The sequence below is a fragment of the Streptomyces sp. NRRL B-24085 genome, from assembly GCF_001282115.1.
Classification (GTDB): Bacteria; Actinomycetota; Actinomycetes; order Streptomycetales; family Streptomycetaceae; genus Streptomyces.
Genome location: NZ_LJBR01000227.1, coordinates 1 through 17,831 on the forward strand (window position 1 = coordinate 1; position 17,831 = coordinate 17,831).

The following is a 17,831-nucleotide window of genomic DNA, read 5'->3' on the forward strand; positions in this document are numbered from 1 at the left end:
ACGCGATCGGCGCCCTCGCCGTGATCCTCATGGTCACCATCCAGTACGAGATCAACGAGATCATCACCGGTCTGGTCGGCGTGATCCTGATCGGCTGGTCCTTCTGGTCCTCCGTGCGCCGCAACAAGGCACTGGCGGCCGCCGAGGGAAAAGCCGCGGGCTCGGACGAGAAGACTGAGGTCTCGTCCGGGGTGTGACACCCTTCCGGGTGAGGAACGCTCTGAGCGGGGCGGCCGGGCCTCCGGCCGCCCCGCCGGTTTCTCCACAGTGCACAGGGGGGCGGGAATGGGCTTCTTGGACGGACTCCGGGGCGGCCGCGAGGTCGACTTCGACTCGGGCAGCGCGGCCAGCAACGCGATCGAACTGACCAAGCGGCACAACCGGGTCTCGCTCACCAAACAGGGCGCGGCGACCGGCAACCTCCGCGTCAACCTGACCTGGCGGATGCGGACCTCCGACATCGGGGGCTCCCAGCGGGAGTCGCTGCTGCGGCACCCCTTCAAGGCGCTCAAGCCGCCGGAGGTCCTCGGGCACAGCCAGAGCATGGTCAACGTCGACCTCGACCTCGGGTGCCTGTACGAGCTGGCCGACGGCACCAAGGGCGTCGTACAGCCCCTGGGCGGGCTGCTCGGGGACGTCAACGCCCCGCCGTACGTGAAGCTCAGCGGGGACGACCGGTTCGGGTCGGCGTCCGGCGAGACGATGTACGTCAACCTCGACCACCGGGACCAGATCAAGCGGCTGCTGGTCTTCGTGTACATCTACGACCAGACCCCGGCGTTCGACCGTACGCACGCCATCGTGACGCTGTACCCGAGCAACGGCCCGCGGATCGAGATAGGCCTCGACGAGCGGCACCCCCAGGCCCGCTCGTGCGCGGTGGTGATGATCGAGAACGTCAAGGGCGAGCTCGTCGTGCGCCGCGAGGTGCAGTTCGTGTACGGCTTCCAGGGCGAGCTGGACCGGTTGTACGGGTGGGGGTTGCAGTGGGGGCGGGGCTACAAGGCCAAGGCGGACCGGTGAGCGCCGCTACCGCCCGATGAACTGGGGACCCTGCGGAGGCATCCGGAACTCCTGTGCGGCCGGGACCGTGGGCACCGGGGGCGGGTAGCCGTAGCCCGAGGCCGCCGGCACGGGTGCCGTGGCCGGAGTCGCGGGCTGCGGGTAGCCGTAGGCCGCCTGGGTGGGGACCGAGGTGGCCGACTGGGCCGGCGGCTGTTCCGGGGGCAGCGGGAAGGATGCGGGCTCGGGCTGCGGCGGGGCCTCGGCGGAGTCGGACTCGTCCACCACGATGCCGTAGTCCGTGGCCAGGCCCTGGAGGCCCTCCGCGTAGCCCTCGCCCAGGGCGCGGAACTTCCAGCCCTCGCCGCGGCGGTACAGCTCGCCGCAGATCAGGGCCGTCTCCTGGCCCGTCTCCGGCTTGATGTCGAAGGAGACCAGCGGCTCGCCGTCGGCGACCGAGGCGTCGTACAGCAGGATGCACAGGCCCTGCACGCGGCCGAACGTGGCGTCCTCCACCGACGTGTCGTCCACCGACGCGACCAGGAGAATCTGGCTGACCTCGGGCTCGACACCGGCGAGATCTGTCTGGATCGTGTCGGTGGGACCTTCGGCGAGCCGCTTCTTGCCGAGGAGCCAGACTTTCCCGGAGGGGTGCCGGGGCTGGTTGTAGAAGACGAAGTCCTCGTCGGATCGCACACGACCGTCGGGGCCGAGGAGGAGCGCCGAGGCGTCGACGACCGGGACCCCCTGCCCGGGAGACCAGCGCAGCACGGCGCGTACCGTGGTGGCTTCCAGCGGGACGTTCGACCCCTTCAGCATGGCGTGCGTCATGCGGTCATCCTGCCCTCTCGGTCCTGGTCACGACAACGCGGGGGGTGCGGGATACCGGTTCATGTCGTACCGGTGTCGACATGGCCGTGTTTGTCTGCGTTACCTGAAATTCATGCCCGGTGGGAACCTCGGACATGGGTACCTACGTACTATTACCGGCCACCTGTGAACCCTTCACGGGCGTCACAGCTACCACGGGGGAGTCATATGCGTCATTTCGGGCACATCGCCCCTGAGGTGCGTCAGCGCCTCTTCCACCAGGAGCCCTGCGAGTTCACCCCGGACTCCCCGGCCCGGCTGCTCTCCGCGGCGCTGGGCGCCACGCTCTACAGTCCGGCCACGCGGCCGCGGCTCGCCGACGACATCGTCAAGCAGACCGGACGCGGCGTGGTCTCGATGGTGCTGTGCCTGGAAGACTCGATCGGTGACGACGACGTCGCCGAGGGCGAGGAGAACCTCGTCCGGCAGTTCACCGACCTCGCGGAGCGGCAGGTGGACATCCCCTTGCTGTTCATCCGGGTCCGTACCCCCGACCAGATACCCGATCTCGTACGACGGCTCGGTCCCGCGGTCCGGCTGCTGTCCGGATTCGTGCTCCCGAAGTTCACCGAGGAGCGCGGCATCCCCTTCCTGGAGGCCCTCTCCGCCGCCGAGGTCGCGAGCGGCCACCGGCTGTTCGCCATGCCGGTACTGGAGTCCCCGGAGCTCCTCTACCGCGAGACGCGCGTAGAGACCCTGGAGGGCATCGCCCGCGCGGTCGACAAGTACCGCGACCGGGTCCTCGCCCTCCGCCTCGGCGTCACCGACTTCTGCTCCTCCTACGGCCTGCGCCGCGCCCCCGACATGACCGCCTGGGACGTCCAGATCGTCGCCTCCGTGATCGCCGACGTGGTGAACATGCTGGGCCGCGCCGACGGCACCGGGTTCACCGTGACCGGGCCGGTCTGGGAGTACTTCCGGGTCCAGGAGCGCATGTTCAAGCCGCAGCTGCGCCGCAGCCCCTTCCTGGAGGGCCAGGCCGAGGAGCTGCGCGAGGCGCTCATCGAGCACGCCATGGACGGCCTGCTGCGCGAGATCACCCTCGACCAGGCCAACGGCCTGCTCGGCAAGACCTGCATCCACCCCTCCCACGTGCTGCCCGTGCACGCGCTGTCCGTGGTCAGCCACGAGGAGTTCAGCGACGCGCAGGACATCCTGCGGCCCGAGCGGGGCGGCGGCGGGGTGCTGAGGTCGCAGTACACGAACAAGATGAACGAAGTGAAGCCGCATCGCGCCTGGGCGGAGCGCACCCTGCTGCGCGCCGAGGTCTTCGGGGTGGCCAACGAGGACATCGGCTTCGTGGAGCTGCTCGCCGCCGGGATCTCCGGCTGATCATCCGTGGACATCAAGGGACGCATGAACAAGGCAGTGAACGACCGCGTCTGGTCGGGGACATGGGTCGCCGACCGGCTCGGCGTCGAACTCGTCGGCGACGACCGGCTGACCGACCTGCTGGGGCTGGCCCTGCGCCGCAACCCCAAGCGGGCCCACCTGCTGGTCTCCAACGTGCTGGGCAAGCACGTCCCGCAGTCACCGTCGGTGGTCTACGGCCACGGCCTCGCCCTGGGCCGTCGGGTCCGTGAGCTGCTGGGCGACGAGGAGGCGGCCCGCGCGGTCGTCCTCGGCTACGCGGAGACGGCGACGGGCCTCGGCCACTCCGTCGCCGACGGCATCGCCCTCGCCCCGTACCTGCACTCCACCCGCCGCCCGGTCCCCGGCGTGGCCTCCGCGGGCGGCTTCGAGGAGTCCCACTCCCACGCCACGAGCCATCTCCTGCTGCCGGAGGACCCCGCCCTGCTGGCCGGCGCCGGCCCCCTGGTCCTCGTCGACGACGAGTTCTCGACGGGCAACACGGTCCTGAACACGATCAGGGACCTGCACGAGCGGTATCCGCGGGACCGGTACGTGGTGGTCGCCCTGGTGGACATGCGGTCGGAGACGGACGCGGGGCGGTTGGACGCCTTCGCGCGGGAGATCGGCGCGAGGGTCGACCTGGTGGCAGCGGCATCGGGCACGGTGAAGCTGCCAGAGGGGGTCCTGGAGAAGGGGCAGGACCTTGTAGCGAGGTTCGAGGATTCCCACCCAGGGGCGCGGGGAACTGCGCGACAAGCCCCCACCGGCCCGCAGTCGGCATACAACCGTGTGGACCTTTTCTGGCCCCGAGACCTCCCCGACGGAGGCCGCCACGGATTCACCCCGCAACACCGAATACGCCTCGAATCCGAACTCCCCGCGATGGCCGCCCGCCTGGCCCAGGCCCTCCCGGCGAATACGCACCGCGTGCACATCCTCGGCTTCGAAGAGCTGATGTACGCCCCCCTGCGACTCGCCCGCGAGCTGGAACAGGTCGCCGAAGACGTCGAGGTGACCTTCTCCACCACGACCCGCTCCCCGGTGCTCGCCGTGGACGACCCGGGCTACGCGATCCGCACCCGCCTGACCTTCCCGGCCCACGACAACCCGGCCGACGGCCCCGGCGACCGCTACGCCTACAACGTCGCCGGCGCCGGCTTCGACGCGATCGTCGCCGTGATCGACTCCGCCGCCGACACCCCAGAACTGAACGCCCCCGACGGCCTCCTGGCCCAACTCGCCGCGCACACCCGGCAGGTCGTCCTCGCCGTCGTCCCCAGCCACACCCCCGAAAGGCCCTCCATGCTCCCAGAGCCCCTCCGCGGCCCCGCCTTCTCCTCCTACGCCCCGGAGGACGTCGGCTGGCTGCTCCAGGACCTCTCGGACGTCACGCTGGAGGCGCCGACCGAGGAGCGCGAGGAGGCCATCCAGAGCGGCGGCGCGCACTACGCGGAGTCGCTGCCGGTGGAGTACCAGCCGAGCGACCAGTACCAGGAACTGTTCCGGACGGCTCTCGCGGAGTCGTCCGCGAGGCTCGCCCAGGCCGTCGGCGCGGTCACGGAGATCGTGCTCCAGGAGCGCTCGCCCCGTCCCGTCCTCGTCTCCCTCGCCCGCGCCGGCACCCCCGTGGGCGTCCTGATGCGCCGCTGGGCGCAGTTCCGCCACGGCCTCGAACTGCCGCACTACGCCGTCTCGATCGTCCGAGGCCGCGGTATCGACGCCAACGCCCTGCGCTGGCTGGCCGCCCACCACGACCCGGCCGACGTCGTCTTCGTCGACGGATGGACCGGCAAGGGCGCGATCACCCGCGAACTGACGGAAGCGGTACGGAAGTTCGAGGCCGAGGGCGGTCCCGCGGGCTTCGACCCGGAGATCGCCGTCCTCGCCGACCCGGGCTCGTGCGTGCGGACGTACGGCACCCGCGAGGACTTCCTGATCCCCTCCGCCTGCCTCAACTCCACCGTGTCGGGCCTGATCTCGCGGACGGTCCTGCGCGCGGACCTGGTCGGGCCGAACGACTTCCACGGCGCGAAGTTCTACCGCGAACTCGCGGGCGCCGACGTGTCGGTGGACTTCCTGGACGCCGTCGCCGCCCGCTTCCCCGAGGTGGTGGACGCCGTCGACGCCACCGCGAAGGAACTGCTGGCCGGGGACCGCGAGCCCACCTGGGAGGGCTGGGCCGCCGTCGAACGCATCAGTGAGGAGTACGGCATCCACGACGTCAACCTCGTCAAGCCGGGTGTCGGCGAGACCACCCGGGTGCTGCTGCGCCGGGTGCCCTGGAAGATCCTGGCCCGGGCGGGCGCGGGCGCGGACCTGGACCATGTCCGCCTGCTGGCCGGGCAGAGAGGTGTCCCGGTGGAAGAGGTCGCCGAACTCCCGTACACCTGCGTGGGGTTGATCCACCCCAGGTACACCCGGGGCGCGACGGGTGCCGACGGCCGGGCGGTGTCGCTCTGATGCCCGCCCAGGCTCCGGTGCTGGTCGCGAGCGACCTCGACCGCACCCTCATCTACTCCGCGGCCGCCCTCGCGCTGACCATGCCGGACGCGCGGGCGCCCCGGTTGCTCTGCGTCGAGGTGCACGAGAGCCGGCCGCTGTCGTACATGACGGAGACCGCGGCCGGGCTGCTCGGCGAGCTCGGGGACGCGGCGGTGTTCGTGCCGACGACGACCCGCACCCGCAAGCAGTACCAGCGCATCAACCTGCCGGGTCCGCCGCCCGCCTACGCGATTTGCGCGAACGGCGGCCATCTCCTGGTCGACGGCGTCACCGACCTCGACTGGCACACGCGGGTCATGGCCCGTCTCGCCGACGAGTGCGCCCCGCTGGCCGAGATCACCGCGCACCTCCAGGCGACGGCCGACCCGCTGTGGGTGCGCAAGCACCGGATCGCCGAGGACCTCTTCGCCTACCTCGTCGTCGAGCGCGAACTGCTGCCCGAGGACTGGGTCAAGGAGCTCGCGGTGTGGGCCGAGGACCGCGGCTGGACGGTCTCCCTCCAGGGCCGCAAGATCTACGCCGTCCCCAAGCCGCTCACCAAGAGCGCCGCCGTGCGCGAGGTGGCCCGGCGCACCGGGGCCGCCCTGACGCTGGCGGCGGGCGACTCCCTGCTCGACGCCGACCTGCTGCTCGCGGCCGACCGGGGCTGGCGTCCGGGGCACGGGGAGCTGGCGGACGAGAACTGGACCGCGCCGGCGATCAGCGCGCTGCCGGAGCGGGGCGTGCTGGCCGGGGAGCGGATCCTGCGGGAGCTGCTCAGGACGGCTCGGACGCCTCAGTAGAGGAGGGCCGCCGCAGCAGTCGTACGGCGACGAACGCCACGACCGCGAGCGCGGCGGCCCCGAGGACGACCTTCGAGTACGCGGACACCACGTCGGTGACCTGGGTCCAGTTGGCGCCCAGGGCGTGGCCCGCGAGGACGAACGCCGTGTTCCACAGGGCGCTGCCGAGGGTGGTCAGGGCCAGGAACACGGGCAGCGGCATGCGCTCGACGCCGGCCGGGACCGAGACGAGGCTGCGGAAGACGGGGATCATCCGGCCGAAGAACACCGCCTTGGTGCCGTGCCGCAGGAACCAGGCCTCCGTCCGCTCGATGTCCGAGACCTTGAGGAGCGGGAGCCGGGCCGCGAGGGCCACCGTGCGGTCCCGGCCGAGGAGCGCGCCGACGCCGTAGAGCGCGAGGGCGCCGACCACCGAGCCCGCCGTCGTCCACAGCAGCACGGCGACCAGGCTCAGCCTGCCGGTGCTCGCCGCGAAGCCCGCGAGCGGCAGGATCGCCTCGCTCGGGATGGGCGGGAAGAGGTTCTCCAGGGCGATGGCCACCCCGGCGCCGGGGGCGCCCAGGGTGTCCATGAGGCCGTTGACCCACGCGATGGCTGACATGGGCCCACGCTAGGGAAGCGGACCTGAAGGCAGCCTGAAGGAAGCTCCGGTACGGCGGTCAGCCGCAGCAACCGCCGCCGCAGCAGCCGCCTCCACCGCCGCCGCCCGCCTGGGGCGCGGGGGCCGACGCGGACGCCGAGCCGCCCACCGCGACCGTCGACAGCAGCTTCACCGTGTCGTCGTGGCCGGCCGGGCAGTCGGCGGGGGCGGAGGACTCGGCCATGGGGCGGCTGAGTTCGAAGGTGTCTCCGCAGGTGCGGCAGCGGTATTCGTAGCGAGGCATGAGCACAGGTTAACCGGCACTCCGACAGGCATGTCCGAAATCTGATCATTGTCTGGTTAGCATGCGGGGGTTCTCTGCCGGCGATCAACCGCGGGAGGAGCCCCGTTGGCTTCGCGACACCACCCCGAACTGCGCGCCGCCGCACGGCACTTGGGCCGGCGGCGGTTTCTCACGGTCACCGCGGCCGCCGCCGCCCTCGCGTTCGGCACCCACCTGCCGGCCCGGGGTGCGGCCGGCTCCCGCGGACTCGACGCGGCGCGGATCGACAGCGATCCGTTCACGCTCGGCGTCGCCTCCGGGGACCCGCTGCCCGACTCCGTGCTGCTGTGGACCCGGCTCGCCCCCGCCCCCTTCGAGCCCGACGGCGGTCTGCCCCAGCAGTACGTCGTCGTCCAGTGGGAGCTGGCCTCCGACGAGAGCTTCGGCACGACCGTCCGCACCGGTGCCGCCGTCGCGTACCCCGAGTACCACCACACCCTGCACGTCGACGTCGACGGCCTCGACCCCGACCGGGTCTACTACTACCGGTTCAAGGCCGGGACCTGGATCAGCGAGACCGGCCGCACCCGCACCGCCCCGCTCACCGGTGCCGCCGCCGCCTCGCTCTCCTACGCCGCCGTCTCCTGCCAGGCGTACTTCGACGGCTACTACACGGCACACCGCCACCTCGCCCAGGACGACGTCGACGTGGTCCTCCACCTCGGCGACTACCTGTACGAGTACGCCGTCGACTCCGCGGGCGGCCACCGCGCCTACACCGACCGCAAGCTGCCCGCCCTCTTCAACCGCGAGGCCACGACCCTGGAGGACTACCGGCTGCGGTACGCCCTCTACAAGGGTGACCCGGACCTCAGGGCGGCCCACGCGGCCCACCCCTTCGTGGTCACCTGGGACGACCACGAGACCGAGAACAACTACGCGGGCGCCGTCAGCGAGAACGACGACCCGCCGGAGGAGTTCCTGCTGCGCCGCGCCGCCGCCTACCGGGCGTACTGGGAGAACCAGCCGCTGCGCGCCGCGCAACTGCCCAACGGCCCAGACGCCCGGCTCTACCGCCGGCTCCAGTGGGGCACGCTCGCCCAGTTCGACGTCCTCGACACCCGTCAGTACCGCTCCGACCAGGTGTACGCGGACACCAAGCACACCGGCGGCCCCCTCCAGGACGACCCGGCGCGCACCATGACCGGGGCGGCGCAGGAGAGCTGGCTGATCGACGGCTGGCGGACCTCGCAGGCGCTGTGGAACGTGATGGGGCAACAGGTCTGCTTCTCGCAGCGCAAACTGGACCTGACCGCGGAGCCCCAGATGTCCATGGACGCCTGGGACGGCTACCGGGCCTCGCGCCGCAGGGTCCTCGACGGCGCCAAGTCCGCCGGTGTCGAGAACCTGGTGGTGATGACCGGGGACCTGCACGCGGGGTACGCCTTCGACATCAAGGACGACTTCGACGACCCGGCCTCCACGACCCTGGGCACGGAGCTCACCGCCACCTCGGTCGCGAGCGGCCGGGACGGCGCCGAGAAGCCCCCCACCTGGGACACGTACCTCAAGGCCAACCCGCATCTGAAGTTCTACGACGGGCGCCGCGGCTATGTGCGGGTCACCCTCGACCGCCAGAAGGCGCGGGCCGACTTCAGGACCGTGTCCGCCGTGACGACACCCGGCGCGCCGGTCTCGACCGCCGCGTCCTTCGTGACGGAGGCCGGCAAGCCGGGTCTCGCACCCGCCTGACCGGCCGCCGGTACCCGGTGCGCCGGCCCGCGGGCATCCCGTGCTCGGCCGGGCGGCCCCTTCTTGTCGTCCGATGCGCGGAACACGCGGGAAACCGACATCGGCCGGGGCGTTCCCGGCAATACCTGGGGATTCGAGACCTTTTGCATCCCACCCGAGGAGACGCCTGATGGCCCACAGACAGGTTTCAGCCGGCTGTGCCGCGTTGACGGTACTCGGCGCACTCGTGCTCGCGGGGCTGCCCGCGGCCGCGGCCGTCGAGCCCCCGGCACCGGCGCCGGCACCGTCCGCCGCCGAGACGCTCGGCGCGAACAGCCCCTCCGCCGTGGTCCTGCGGGCCCTCCAGCGCGACCTGAGCCTGACCGAGGCGCAGGCCAGGACGCGCCTGGTGAACGAGGCCGAGGCGGGCACGCGCGCCGGCAGACTGCAGAACGCGCTGGGCGAGCGGTTCGCGGGCGCCTGGGTGAGCGGCGCCACCTCCGCCGACCTGACGGTCGCGAGCACCGACGCGGCGGACGGCGCGGCCATCGAGGCCGGCGGAGCGCGGGCGGTGGTCGTCAAGACCCCGCTGGCCGACCTGCGGACGGCCAAGACGAAGCTCGACCGTGCCGTGACCGGCAAGGCCCTCGACACCCCGGTCCGGTACGTCGACGTACGGACCAACCGGGTGACGGTGCAGGCGACCAGCCGTACCGCCGCGGACAAGCTCATCGAGGCCGCCGGCGTCGACAGCGCGCTCGTGGACGTCAAGGTGTCCGCCGACCAGCCGCGTGCCCTGTACGACATCCGGGGCGGCGACGCCTTCTACATCGACGACACGGCCCGCTGCTCGATCGGGTTCGGTGTCACCAAGGGCGACCAGCAGGGCTTCGCCACGGCCGGGCACTGCGGGAAGGCCGGGGCGAAGACCACCGGGTTCAACCAGGTCGCGCAGGGGACGTTCCAGGCGTCCGTGTTCCCCGGCCAGGACATGTCGTGGGTGGGCGTCAACAGCGACTGGACCGCGACGCCCGCGGTCAAGGGCGACGGCGAGGACGTGCAGACCGCCGGCTCGGTGCAGGCCCTGACGGGTGCCGCGGTGTGCCGGTCCGGTTCCACCACGGGCTGGCACTGCGGCACGATCGAGCAGCACGACACCAGCGTCAACTACGCCGAGGGCACCGTCGACGGCGTGACCCGGACGACCGTGTGCGCGGAGCCGGGTGACTCCGGCGGCTCCTACATCTCGGGGGTCCAGGCCCAGGGCGTCACGTCCGGGGGCTCCGGCGACTGCACGAGCGGCGGCACGACCTTCTACCAGCCGATCAACCCCATCCTCAGCACCTACGGCCTCACCCTGCGGACCAGCGCCGCCGAGAGCGGCACCCCCGCCCCCGAGGACGGCCCCGAGGGTGCCTGGGCCGCGGGCCGGGTGTACGAGGTCGGAGCGCGGGTGACGCACGACGGCGTGTCGTACGAGTGCCTCCAGCCGCACCAGGCGCAGGCCGCGTGGCAGCCGGCCCTCGCTCCGGGGCTGTGGCAGCGCGTCTGAGGACGTGATGACACCACGGCGAGGGGCGGGGTCCGCGGACCCCGCCCCTCGCCGTCGCCCGGACGCCCGGTCGCCCTACAGCTCGGCCAGCAGCGCGTACGCGGTCGGGATGAAGGCGTCGCGGGCGCGGAAGCGGCGGGTGCACACGGCGGCCAACGCCGTGCCGGTGTCGGGCCGGAAGCCCAGGAAGGCCTGCTGACCGAGGGTCGCCCCGCCGTGGAAGTACATCGGGCCGCACTCCGTGGGGTGCCGGAACCAGGCCACCGTGTGCACGTGCCGGTGCCCGACACCGCGCCGCAGCACCGGCCGGCGGACCGCGCGCAGCGCCCCGGCCAGGGGCCGCCCCGACGGATCCAGGTGTGCCTCCAGGAACGTGAGCAGGTCGTGCGGGGTGGCCCGGACGGCGCCGGCCGCCTGGAAGCCGCCGACGGCCAGCGGGGGCACGGGCGTCGAGCCGTCCTTGCGGTGCCCGGTGGCGTCGGTGTCCGGGCCGCCCGGGCCGAGGCCGGCGTCGCTCAGCCCGAGCGGCTCCAGCACATGAGCGGTGAGCAGGTCGTCCCACGGGGTGGCGGTGGCCGCCGTCAGGGCGTGACCGAGGACGGCGACACCGAAGTTGGAGTAGTGCCAGCGGGTGCCGGGCCGGCGGTGCCGCCGGTGGCGCAGGAAGGCGTCGACCACGCGCTCGGCCGGGTAGCGGGCGTAGGGGTTGGTGTGCCACGCCGGCAGCGCCCGGACGAAGAAGTCGGCGGGCAGGGCGGGCAGCCCCGAGGTGTGGGTGATCAGGTGGGCGAGGGTGACGGGGTGCTCGCCGGGCGGCCGGCCCGGGTCCAGGAGGGCGGCGGCGGGTTCGCCCGCGCACAGCACGCCCGTGTCGGTGAGACGGGCCAGCAGGAGTCCGGTGAACGTCTTGGAGGCCGACCCCATTTCGTAGCGTGCCCGCTCGCGGGGCACGGGCGGGGAGGGCGCGGTGCCTCCGGCGCGCACGGTGCGGCGGCCGTGCCGGGACAGGGCGAAGACGACGTCGGGCGCGTCCACGGCGGCGACGGCCGCGTCGAGCCGCCGCCGCACCTGCTCCTCGTCGTGGTCGTCGGGCGCCCCCTGCGACGTCACCCCGGTGACGTCGAGCGGCTCGCCCGGCCAGGGAGCGGGACGCGCGGGGCGTGTGGCCGCCGTCATGAGGGGGTCCGCGCCAACTGCGTCAGGGCGCGGGACATGGCGAGAACCGCGGCGAAGGCGGCGACGAGCGTCGGGTGGTAGACGATGTCGAAGACCTCGTCGGGCGTGCCCCGCGGCATGGTGCGCACGGCGGGCATCGCCCCGTCGGGCTGCTGGGCGGCGGCGAAGCCCTCCCAGGCCCGCTCGTCGAAGGTGGGGTGGGGCAGGCAGGCGTCGACGACGAGCAGTTCACCGAGCAGGTCCCAGCGTTGCAGGTCCAGCCAGTCGTCCAGCCAGACCGGCAGCCAGGTCGCGAGGTAGTCGGCGACCTCGTCCGGGAGACCCCCGGGGTTCTCGCCCCAGTCGGTGAGATGGAAGACGGTGTGGGTGATGTCGTAGGCGATGTGCCCTTCCACCGTCCAGGGCTCGGGGGCGCGTCCCAGCCAGGTCGCGCCCACGAGGTCGGCCTCCGGGGTGCGGGGCGGCAGGCCGAAGCGGCGCTGGAAGGCGGACAGGCCGAGGCGGCGGACCGGTGCCATCTCCAGGGCGGCGAAGCTGTCCAGCCGTTGGTTGAGCCGGAAGGCCCGCTCCGCCTCGGGGTTGCTGTAGCCCAGCTCCTGGAACGGCAGGTACACCTCGAAGGGGATGGGCGAGATGGGCTCGGTGTGCTGCCCGCGCACCAGCATCCGGCCGCCGTCCAGCGTGTGGCACCAGGCGTGGTCGATCAACTGCCGTGCCAGCGTGGACTGCCGGGACCCGGCCACGCCTTCGCGGAACAACACCTTGCAGATGAGGGCCAGTTCGCCGACCGGCTTGAAGCGCTCCAGGAAGCCGACCTCCGGATCGACGTCCAACTCCAGCCGGAATCCGTCCCGATGGGCGTGCAGCCACTCCAGGGCGCCGACCCCGACCTGGTGGAAGAGACGTGTGTCGGTCATCCCGGGGCTCCTTGTCCGCCGGCCACGTCCACGGCCGCCTCCACGCCGTCCTCGCGCAGCCGGCCGAGGGTCAGCACGGCGGCGAAGACGGTCATCAGCGTCGAGTGGTAGCAGTCGAGGAAGGCCGGCTCGGTCGTACGGCTGCCGCGCCCGCCGACCTCGGGGACGGCCCCGGAGTCGCCCTGGGCCGCGGACAGCCGTGTCCACGCCTCCTGGAGCAGGGCACGGTCCGGCGGGCCGGGCAGGCTGCTCGCCACGGCCAGCAGCTCACAGCTCAGGTCCCACTGCTCGTCCTCCAGACAGGTGTCGAGCCAGGGCGCGAGCCAGTGCCGCAGGTAGGCCGCGACCGGCGGGGGCACGGCCTGCGGGGTCAGGCCCCAGTCGGTGAGGTGGAAGACCACATGGGTCAGGGTGTAGCCGGCGGCCAGTTCGAACGTCCACGGCTCCGGCAGGCCGGCGAGCCAGGTGCGGTCCAGCGCCGGCCGCATCTGCCCGTGCTGCGGGATGCCGCTGCGCCGCTCGGAGTTGAGCACGCTCATGCGCCGGTTCGGTTCCTGCTCCGTCACGTGCCAGCCGCGGGTGCGGGCCACGGTCGCCGTGGCGCGCTCGTAGCCGGCGTGGCGCAGGCCCGCCGACGCGAAGGCCGCGTAGACCTCCAGCGGATACGTGGCGAAGGGCTCCAGGCGCTGCAACTCCACGAACAGGGCGCCCCGCCCGGTCTGTTGCCACGCGAACGACAGCAGCTCGGACGCCGTCACGTGGAGCGGGTCGGCCGGATCGGTGTGCCGTCGTACACAGACGCACACCTGGGCCAGCTCGCCGAGGGGCTTCCAGGTGGTGTTCACGTTGCCGTGCTCGGCGAGCGCGTCGTCGCCGAGCGCGAATCCGTCGCGGTGGGTGCTCACCCACGTCAGCGCGGCCTCGGCCAGGCGCCGTACCTCCAGCGCCGCCTGTACCTCCAGCGCCGCCCGGACCTCGTGCGCCGCCCGTGCGTCGGGCGCCGTCACACCAGCACTCCGGTCCGCATCAGTTGCGCTGCCTCGACCTGCAACGCCACGCGGGCGTCCGTGCCGCCCATCTGGGCCACGAACTCCAGCCCGGTGTCCAGGCCCAGTGTCGGCGGCACGTCGTCGAGGAGGACCAGCCAGCGTCCCGCCCCGGCCGCCTGGAGCCAGTCGCGGCGTCGGACCGCCCGGACGAATCCCCGGGCGACGTCGACCGGGCGGCTGCGGGCCACCCGGGCCACCGCGCAGTCGTCGCCGGGCAGTGCGAGCGGGGCGAGCACGGCGAGTTGGTGGGTCAGGAACTGCCACGGTGCCTCGTCGAGCCAGGCCGTCCCGGGCTCGGCGTCGTCGTCCGACGCACCGTCGAAGGACGCGTCCAGCCGCCGGAGCGCCCGCCTCATGGCCCAGTGGCTCCACGCCACGGCGGGTGACGCTTCGGCGGGGGGCGGGTAGGCCTGGACGGCTCGGCCGAACACCGCGAGATCGTCCGGATCGGGGGGCGGACAGCGCAGCAGGACGCTCGGCAGCACGACATCGGCTCCCACCACCCGGACGGCGGCGAGGGACGGGTCGGCGGTCGTCCCGGGACCGTGTCCCGTGGCGACCGTGCCTGCCAACCGGAAGCGGTCTCCGCTCCGAAGAGCGGAGACCAGTTCCGAGGTGAGGCCCTGCACCGCGCCCGCGAGGCGGGTCGAAGTGCCTGACTGCTCCATTCGGATTCTCCCGTCAGCCCTTCTTCGGCCGTGGCGTCGGAGGCGACAGCAGGAGGTTGCTCGACGAGGACGTCAGAGCAAGCGCCGCGCACTGGCGGCTGTCGCGGTAGTAACCGTCGGCCTCGACGGGGTCGAGAGCCGCTTCGACGTCGGTGCCGGGGACCTCGGTCAGGTCCTCGAGCTGGAACTCGGTGGAGGACATACCAACATCTCCTTTGCGAGAGATATGCGGGTCTTCATCCATGTCACCGTATTGGGGCGATGTATGCAAAAAAGGTCGAAATGTCTAGTTCGTGCGAGATTCAATCTCCTGCTCGCGAGCAGACATCCGCCCCGGCGCCAGGGACGCCTCAGTGCGCGCCGCCGCGCTCCTCGCGGATCTGCGAGACCACCCGGGCCACCGACTGCCGTACCGCTTCCGTCTCGGTGAGGAAGTGCCAGTAGTCGGGGTGGCGGCCCTCCAGGGTCGCGATCGCCCGGTCCAGGCGGGCCACCGAGTCGTCCAGGGGCCGCGCGTGCCGCGGATCGGGCGTGGTGCGGCCGGCCATGGCGAGGCGCTGGGCGTCGCGGATGGCGAAGCGGGTGCGGTCGATCTCCTGCTGGGGGTCCTTCTGCACGGCGTTCAGCCGGCGCAGCCGGTCACCGGCGGCGGAGACGGACTCGTCGGTGGTGTTGAGCAGGGCGCGGACCGTGGAGAGCAGGGCGGTCGCGTCCGGCCAGCGCTGTTCGTCGCGCGCGGCACGGGCCTCGCGGAGCTTCTGCTCGGCCTGCCGGACGTTCTCCGCGGCCTGGTCCGGGACGTGCTGGAGGTCCTGCCAGCACGCGACGGTGAACCGGCGGCGCAGTTCGCTCAGGACCGGGTCGACCTGGCCCGCGCGGGTGGTGAGGGCCTCGGCGCGGGTGCGCAGGGAGACCAGCCGGTGGTCGATCTCGGCGGCCCGCTCCGGCAGCCGCTCGGCCTCGACCCGGATCGACTCCGCCTCCCGGGCGACCCGCTCGGCCCGCTCCAGGGTCTGCGGTACGCCGTGCTGCCCGGCGCCCTGGTTCAGCTTGGTCAGCTCGGGTCCGAGGGCGGCGAGCCTGGCGGCGAGGTCGTCCGCCTTCAGCCCCGACTCCCGTACGGCGTCCAGGGCGTTGGAGGCGGCCAGCAGCCCCTGCCGGGCCCGCTCCACGGCCGGGGCGAGGCGGGCGAGCTGGGTCTCGGCCTTGCCGAGCAGCGGGCCGAGGCTGTCGCCGAAACGATCCAGCTCCCGCTTGACGTTGCCGAGGTCGTCCTTGGCCCGGGTCAGCTCGGTGCGCGCGTGCGCGGCGACCGCGGCCTCCAGGTCGTCGCGATCCAGGTCATGGGCGTCCACGGCCTCGATGTAGCGGTGGCTGGCCTCGTCGATCCGCCCGCTGATCGCCTGGAAGTCGGCGACCGCCCGGCGGGCGGCGGGGGAGTCGTCGACGGCCGTGATCGTCTCTATCGAGATCCGCAGATCCCGCTGGGCGGTGTCCAGTTCGTAGAACGCGGCCGCGGCGGCGTCCTTCGCGGCCTGCGCCTCGGCCCGCTGGTTCTCCGCGCGCCCGCCGAACCAGCGCCGGGTGCCGCCGCCGGCGAACGCGGCCGGCAGCGCGAGGGCGGCCAGCAGGGGCAGGCCCAGAAGAGCGAGGGTGTCCCCGAGTGCCTGACGGTGTGCGCGCGGCACCGACGCCGACGAGTACGGCCGCGATGGTGTCGCCGTCACATCCCTCTCCCGTGCTGTGGTCCGTCCTGGCGGTGCCCGGTGTCATTCTCCCACCGGTAAGGGACGAACACACGGGCCGGTCAGTTCGCGGTTCGCACCGTGATCTTCCCGTCTCCGCTCTGAGCGGACACGACGTGGTCGCTGGAGTCGGACCGGGGCACCGACACGTCGACCCCGCCGTCGCCGGACTTCGTGTCCACGCGGTAGGCGGCCTTCGGCAGCTCCACGGTCACGGAGCCGTCGCCGCTGCGGGTCTCCACCCGGTCCGGTACGGCGCCGAGTTCGAGGTGGAGCGAGCCGTCCCCGGTGCGGGCGGTGACCCGGCGGGAGGTGACCTCCGCGTGCATCGACCCGTCACCGGTGTGCAGCTTGAGCGGCCCGCTGGAGTCGGTGACCCGCACGGAACCGTCGCCGGTGCTGATGCTGAGCGGCCGGGTGAAGCCCCGGGCCCGCACGCTGCCGTCGCGGTCCTCGACCTTCACGCTGATGTCCCGCGGCACCTCGATGCGGTGCTTGGCCGCGCAGTCGGCGACGACGCCGCTGCACTTCATCCGCAGCACCAGCCGGTCGTCCTTCATCGACCAGGTCACCTCGGGGTCCTTGCCGACGGCGACGGTCCCCTGGAACCAGCGGGTGACCTCGACCGTGCCCGCCTTGTTCGAATCGGCGGCGACGATCTCCAGCGCCGAGTCGTCGGAGTCGACGGTCAGGGTGCGGCCCTGGAGGGCGAAGGACCTGTGGTCGGGGGTCTTGTCGTCCCCGGCGGAGGCACCGCAGGCGGTGGCCCCCGCGACGACGAGCGCGACGACCCCGGCCGCGGCGGCGGCACGTGCGGGAACGGAACGGACCATGATGATCTCCCCCTGATCTAGCCCTGGGCGGGCGGCCGCGGGCACTCCGCGACCCTGCTTCGACCCTAGGGACCGGGGACCTGACGGGGGATCCGGGCCGCTCCCGGATCGGGGGTGGGGTTTTCCCCCGCACGACCCTGACCTCCGCGGGCCCCCGAGTAAGGGTTTGCGGGGCAGGGTCCCGGGCAAGGTAGGCTGTCGACTCGTCTCGGGTGCGTAGCTCAGGGGTAGAGCGCCTGCCTTACAAGCAGGATGTCGGCGGTTCGAAACCGTCCGCGCCCACACCGTGAAGGACCCCGGCCGATCCCGGCCGGGGTCCTTCGTCGTTCAGCCCGCTTCCTGCCTGCGGGACGCGTGCTTCAGCTCGCTCCGGGCGTCCACGCGGTCCGGTGTCTCCACCTCGGTCCAGAAGCGGTGGGTGGTGACGAAGACCGCGAGTTCGTGCTCGCGCTGCCGGAGCTTCTCCACCTCGGCCTGTTCGTCGGGTGTCCAGCCCGGGGAGGCGGGGCGCTCCACCTTCCGCCAGCCGGTGTCGTCGCTGAAGCCGTCCAGGGGTGCGACCGACCAAGGGAGCCGCTTGAGCAGGGCCGACAGCTCGGCCCGGACCTGATGCAGCTCCTCCTGACCGGCGAGGAGGTCACTCGGAAAGTCATAGGTCTTAGCCACGGAGCAATGCTACGCCTGTTCGAATTTGGGTGGCGAGTGGCTTCATGAGGTTCATGCGAACGGGCGGCGCCGACTCGCTCGGGTCACGGTCAGGTGGTGGTGGGGGCGGGGTGTTCTGGGGG

General features: G+C 72.5%; 18 protein-coding genes and 1 tRNA gene. 8 read left to right on the top strand and 11 right to left on the bottom strand.

Translation table 11 applies throughout. The features are described 5' to 3' along the window. Both AOJ26_RS24075 and AOJ26_RS24080 read left to right on the top strand, forming a co-directional pair. Window positions 1-197 (top strand): DUF475 domain-containing protein (locus AOJ26_RS24075; protein ID WP_159044380.1); only part of this gene is annotated, 197 nt, incomplete at its 5' end. A gap of 88 nt (window positions 198-285) precedes the next feature. Next, entirely contained in the window at window positions 286-1,023 is a 738-nt protein-coding gene (locus AOJ26_RS24080) for a TerD family protein (protein ID WP_053850436.1), read from the top strand. 6 nt (window positions 1,024-1,029) lie between these two features. On the opposite strand, the gene AOJ26_RS24085 is transcribed toward AOJ26_RS24080, so the two are convergent. Continuing rightward, window positions 1,030-1,833, bottom strand: a complete 804-nt coding sequence (locus tag AOJ26_RS24085; RefSeq protein WP_053850437.1) for a TerD family protein — start codon at window positions 1,831-1,833, stop codon at window positions 1,030-1,032. 207 nt (window positions 1,834-2,040) lie between these two features. Between AOJ26_RS24085 and AOJ26_RS24090 the strand changes: the two genes are divergently transcribed. Genes AOJ26_RS24090 through AOJ26_RS24100 form a run of 3 tightly spaced genes read left to right on the top strand, consistent with a single transcriptional unit; the run spans window position 2,041 to window position 6,509 of the window. Next, the gene (locus tag AOJ26_RS24090) at window positions 2,041-3,204 is read left to right on the top strand and encodes an HpcH/HpaI aldolase/citrate lyase family protein (protein ID WP_053850438.1); all 1,164 of its coding nucleotides are present in this window, start codon (window positions 2,041-2,043) and stop codon (window positions 3,202-3,204) included. 24 nt (window positions 3,205-3,228) lie between these two features. Beyond that, on the top strand, window positions 3,229-5,685 hold the full coding sequence (locus AOJ26_RS24095) for a phosphoribosyltransferase domain-containing protein (protein ID WP_053850449.1): 2,457 nt from the start codon (window positions 3,229-3,231) through the stop codon (window positions 5,683-5,685). Beyond that, window positions 5,685-6,509, top strand: coding sequence for a hypothetical protein (locus AOJ26_RS24100; RefSeq protein ID WP_053850439.1), 825 nt, complete (start codon window positions 5,685-5,687; stop codon window positions 6,507-6,509). Before AOJ26_RS24095 ends, AOJ26_RS24100 begins: the two co-directional genes overlap by 1 nt. Here the strand turns inward: AOJ26_RS24100 and AOJ26_RS24105 are convergent. Beyond that, complete coding sequence (locus AOJ26_RS24105) at window positions 6,484-7,110, bottom strand: DedA family protein (RefSeq protein ID WP_053850440.1); 627 nt, start codon at window positions 7,108-7,110, stop codon at window positions 6,484-6,486. The two genes, AOJ26_RS24100 and AOJ26_RS24105, sit on opposite strands and share 26 nt — an antisense overlap. Before the next feature lie 58 nt (window positions 7,111-7,168). Continuing rightward, the gene (locus tag AOJ26_RS24110) at window positions 7,169-7,393 is read right to left on the bottom strand and encodes an FmdB family zinc ribbon protein (RefSeq protein ID WP_053850450.1); all 225 of its coding nucleotides are present in this window, start codon (window positions 7,391-7,393) and stop codon (window positions 7,169-7,171) included. Window positions 7,394-7,498: 105 nt separating this feature from the next. Here AOJ26_RS24110 and AOJ26_RS24115 point away from each other — a divergent pair, with 105 nt between their 5' ends. Together AOJ26_RS24115 and AOJ26_RS24120 are read left to right on the top strand one after the other, a co-directional pair. Beyond that, complete coding sequence (locus AOJ26_RS24115) at window positions 7,499-9,124, top strand: alkaline phosphatase D family protein (protein WP_053850441.1); 1,626 nt, start codon at window positions 7,499-7,501, stop codon at window positions 9,122-9,124. 169 nt (window positions 9,125-9,293) lie between these two features. Further along, window positions 9,294-10,655 carry a carbohydrate-binding protein gene (locus AOJ26_RS24120; protein ID WP_053850442.1) on the top strand — a complete coding sequence of 454 codons (1,362 nt, stop codon included), beginning with the start codon at window positions 9,294-9,296 and terminating at the stop codon, window positions 10,653-10,655. 75 nt (window positions 10,656-10,730) lie between these two features. Here the strand turns inward: AOJ26_RS24120 and AOJ26_RS24125 are convergent, their stop codons facing one another. The 7 genes from AOJ26_RS24125 to AOJ26_RS24155 all read right to left on the bottom strand — a co-directional run bounded on the left by AOJ26_RS24125 (window position 10,731) and on the right by AOJ26_RS24155 (window position 17,043). Beyond that, window positions 10,731-11,831 (bottom strand): serine hydrolase domain-containing protein, encoded by a 1,101-nt coding sequence (locus tag AOJ26_RS24125; RefSeq protein WP_078960013.1) that lies wholly within the window; start codon window positions 11,829-11,831, stop codon window positions 10,731-10,733. Then, entirely contained in the window at window positions 11,828-12,748 is a 921-nt protein-coding gene (locus AOJ26_RS24130; protein WP_053850443.1) for a DUF6895 family protein, read from the bottom strand. The genes AOJ26_RS24125 and AOJ26_RS24130 overlap by 4 nt, the downstream gene beginning before the upstream one ends. Beyond that, the gene (locus AOJ26_RS24135) at window positions 12,745-13,692 is read right to left on the bottom strand and encodes a DUF6895 family protein (RefSeq protein WP_234358658.1); all 948 of its coding nucleotides are present in this window, start codon (window positions 13,690-13,692) and stop codon (window positions 12,745-12,747) included. The genes AOJ26_RS24130 and AOJ26_RS24135 overlap by 4 nt, the downstream gene beginning before the upstream one ends. A 59-nt stretch (window positions 13,693-13,751) precedes the next feature. Beyond that, window positions 13,752-14,465 carry a hypothetical protein gene (locus AOJ26_RS24140; RefSeq protein WP_053850445.1) on the bottom strand — a complete coding sequence of 238 codons (714 nt, stop codon included), beginning with the start codon at window positions 14,463-14,465 and terminating at the stop codon, window positions 13,752-13,754. 13 nt (window positions 14,466-14,478) lie between these two features. Then, window positions 14,479-14,667, bottom strand: a complete 189-nt coding sequence (locus AOJ26_RS24145) for a hypothetical protein (RefSeq protein ID WP_007381710.1) — start codon at window positions 14,665-14,667, stop codon at window positions 14,479-14,481. A gap of 148 nt (window positions 14,668-14,815) precedes the next feature. Then, the gene (locus AOJ26_RS24150; protein WP_053850446.1) at window positions 14,816-16,192 is read right to left on the bottom strand and encodes a hypothetical protein; all 1,377 of its coding nucleotides are present in this window, start codon (window positions 16,190-16,192) and stop codon (window positions 14,816-14,818) included. 80 nt (window positions 16,193-16,272) lie between these two features. Further along, window positions 16,273-17,043, bottom strand: coding sequence for a DUF4097 family beta strand repeat-containing protein (locus AOJ26_RS24155; protein WP_053850447.1), 771 nt, complete (start codon window positions 17,041-17,043; stop codon window positions 16,273-16,275). A 210-nt stretch (window positions 17,044-17,253) separates the two neighbouring features. Here AOJ26_RS24155 and AOJ26_RS24160 point away from each other — a divergent pair. Beyond that, window positions 17,254-17,325: transfer RNA gene (locus AOJ26_RS24160), tRNA-Val, on the top strand. Between the two features lie 45 nt (window positions 17,326-17,370). Here AOJ26_RS24160 and AOJ26_RS24165 read toward each other — a convergent pair. Further along, window positions 17,371-17,709: a hypothetical protein gene (locus tag AOJ26_RS24165; RefSeq protein ID WP_053850448.1), complete on the bottom strand. Its 339-nt coding sequence runs from the start codon at window positions 17,707-17,709 to the stop codon at window positions 17,371-17,373. Window positions 17,710-17,831 lie beyond the last annotated feature (122 nt).

Coding starts and splice junctions, on each gene's coding strand:
- AOJ26_RS24080 (WP_053850436.1), top strand. CDS start 286: ATGGGCTTCTTGGACGGACTCCGGGGCGGCCGCGAGGTCGACTTCGAC.
- AOJ26_RS24085 (WP_053850437.1), bottom strand. CDS start 1,833: ATGACGCACGCCATGCTGAAGGGGTCGAACGTCCCGCTGGAAGCCACC.
- AOJ26_RS24090 (WP_053850438.1), top strand. CDS start 2,041: ATGCGTCATTTCGGGCACATCGCCCCTGAGGTGCGTCAGCGCCTCTTC.
- AOJ26_RS24095 (WP_053850449.1), top strand. CDS start 3,229: ATGAACAAGGCAGTGAACGACCGCGTCTGGTCGGGGACATGGGTCGCC.
- AOJ26_RS24100 (WP_053850439.1), top strand. CDS start 5,685: ATGCCCGCCCAGGCTCCGGTGCTGGTCGCGAGCGACCTCGACCGCACC.
- AOJ26_RS24105 (WP_053850440.1), bottom strand. CDS start 7,110: ATGTCAGCCATCGCGTGGGTCAACGGCCTCATGGACACCCTGGGCGCC.
- AOJ26_RS24110 (WP_053850450.1), bottom strand. CDS start 7,393: ATGCCTCGCTACGAATACCGCTGCCGCACCTGCGGAGACACCTTCGAA.
- AOJ26_RS24120 (WP_053850442.1), top strand. CDS start 9,294: ATGGCCCACAGACAGGTTTCAGCCGGCTGTGCCGCGTTGACGGTACTC.
- AOJ26_RS24125 (WP_078960013.1), bottom strand. CDS start 11,831: ATGACGGCGGCCACACGCCCCGCGCGTCCCGCTCCCTGGCCGGGCGAG.
- AOJ26_RS24130 (WP_053850443.1), bottom strand. CDS start 12,748: ATGACCGACACACGTCTCTTCCACCAGGTCGGGGTCGGCGCCCTGGAG.
- AOJ26_RS24140 (WP_053850445.1), bottom strand. CDS start 14,465: ATGGAGCAGTCAGGCACTTCGACCCGCCTCGCGGGCGCGGTGCAGGGC.
- AOJ26_RS24145 (WP_007381710.1), bottom strand. CDS start 14,667: ATGTCCTCCACCGAGTTCCAGCTCGAGGACCTGACCGAGGTCCCCGGC.
- AOJ26_RS24155 (WP_053850447.1), bottom strand. CDS start 17,043: ATGGTCCGTTCCGTTCCCGCACGTGCCGCCGCCGCGGCCGGGGTCGTC.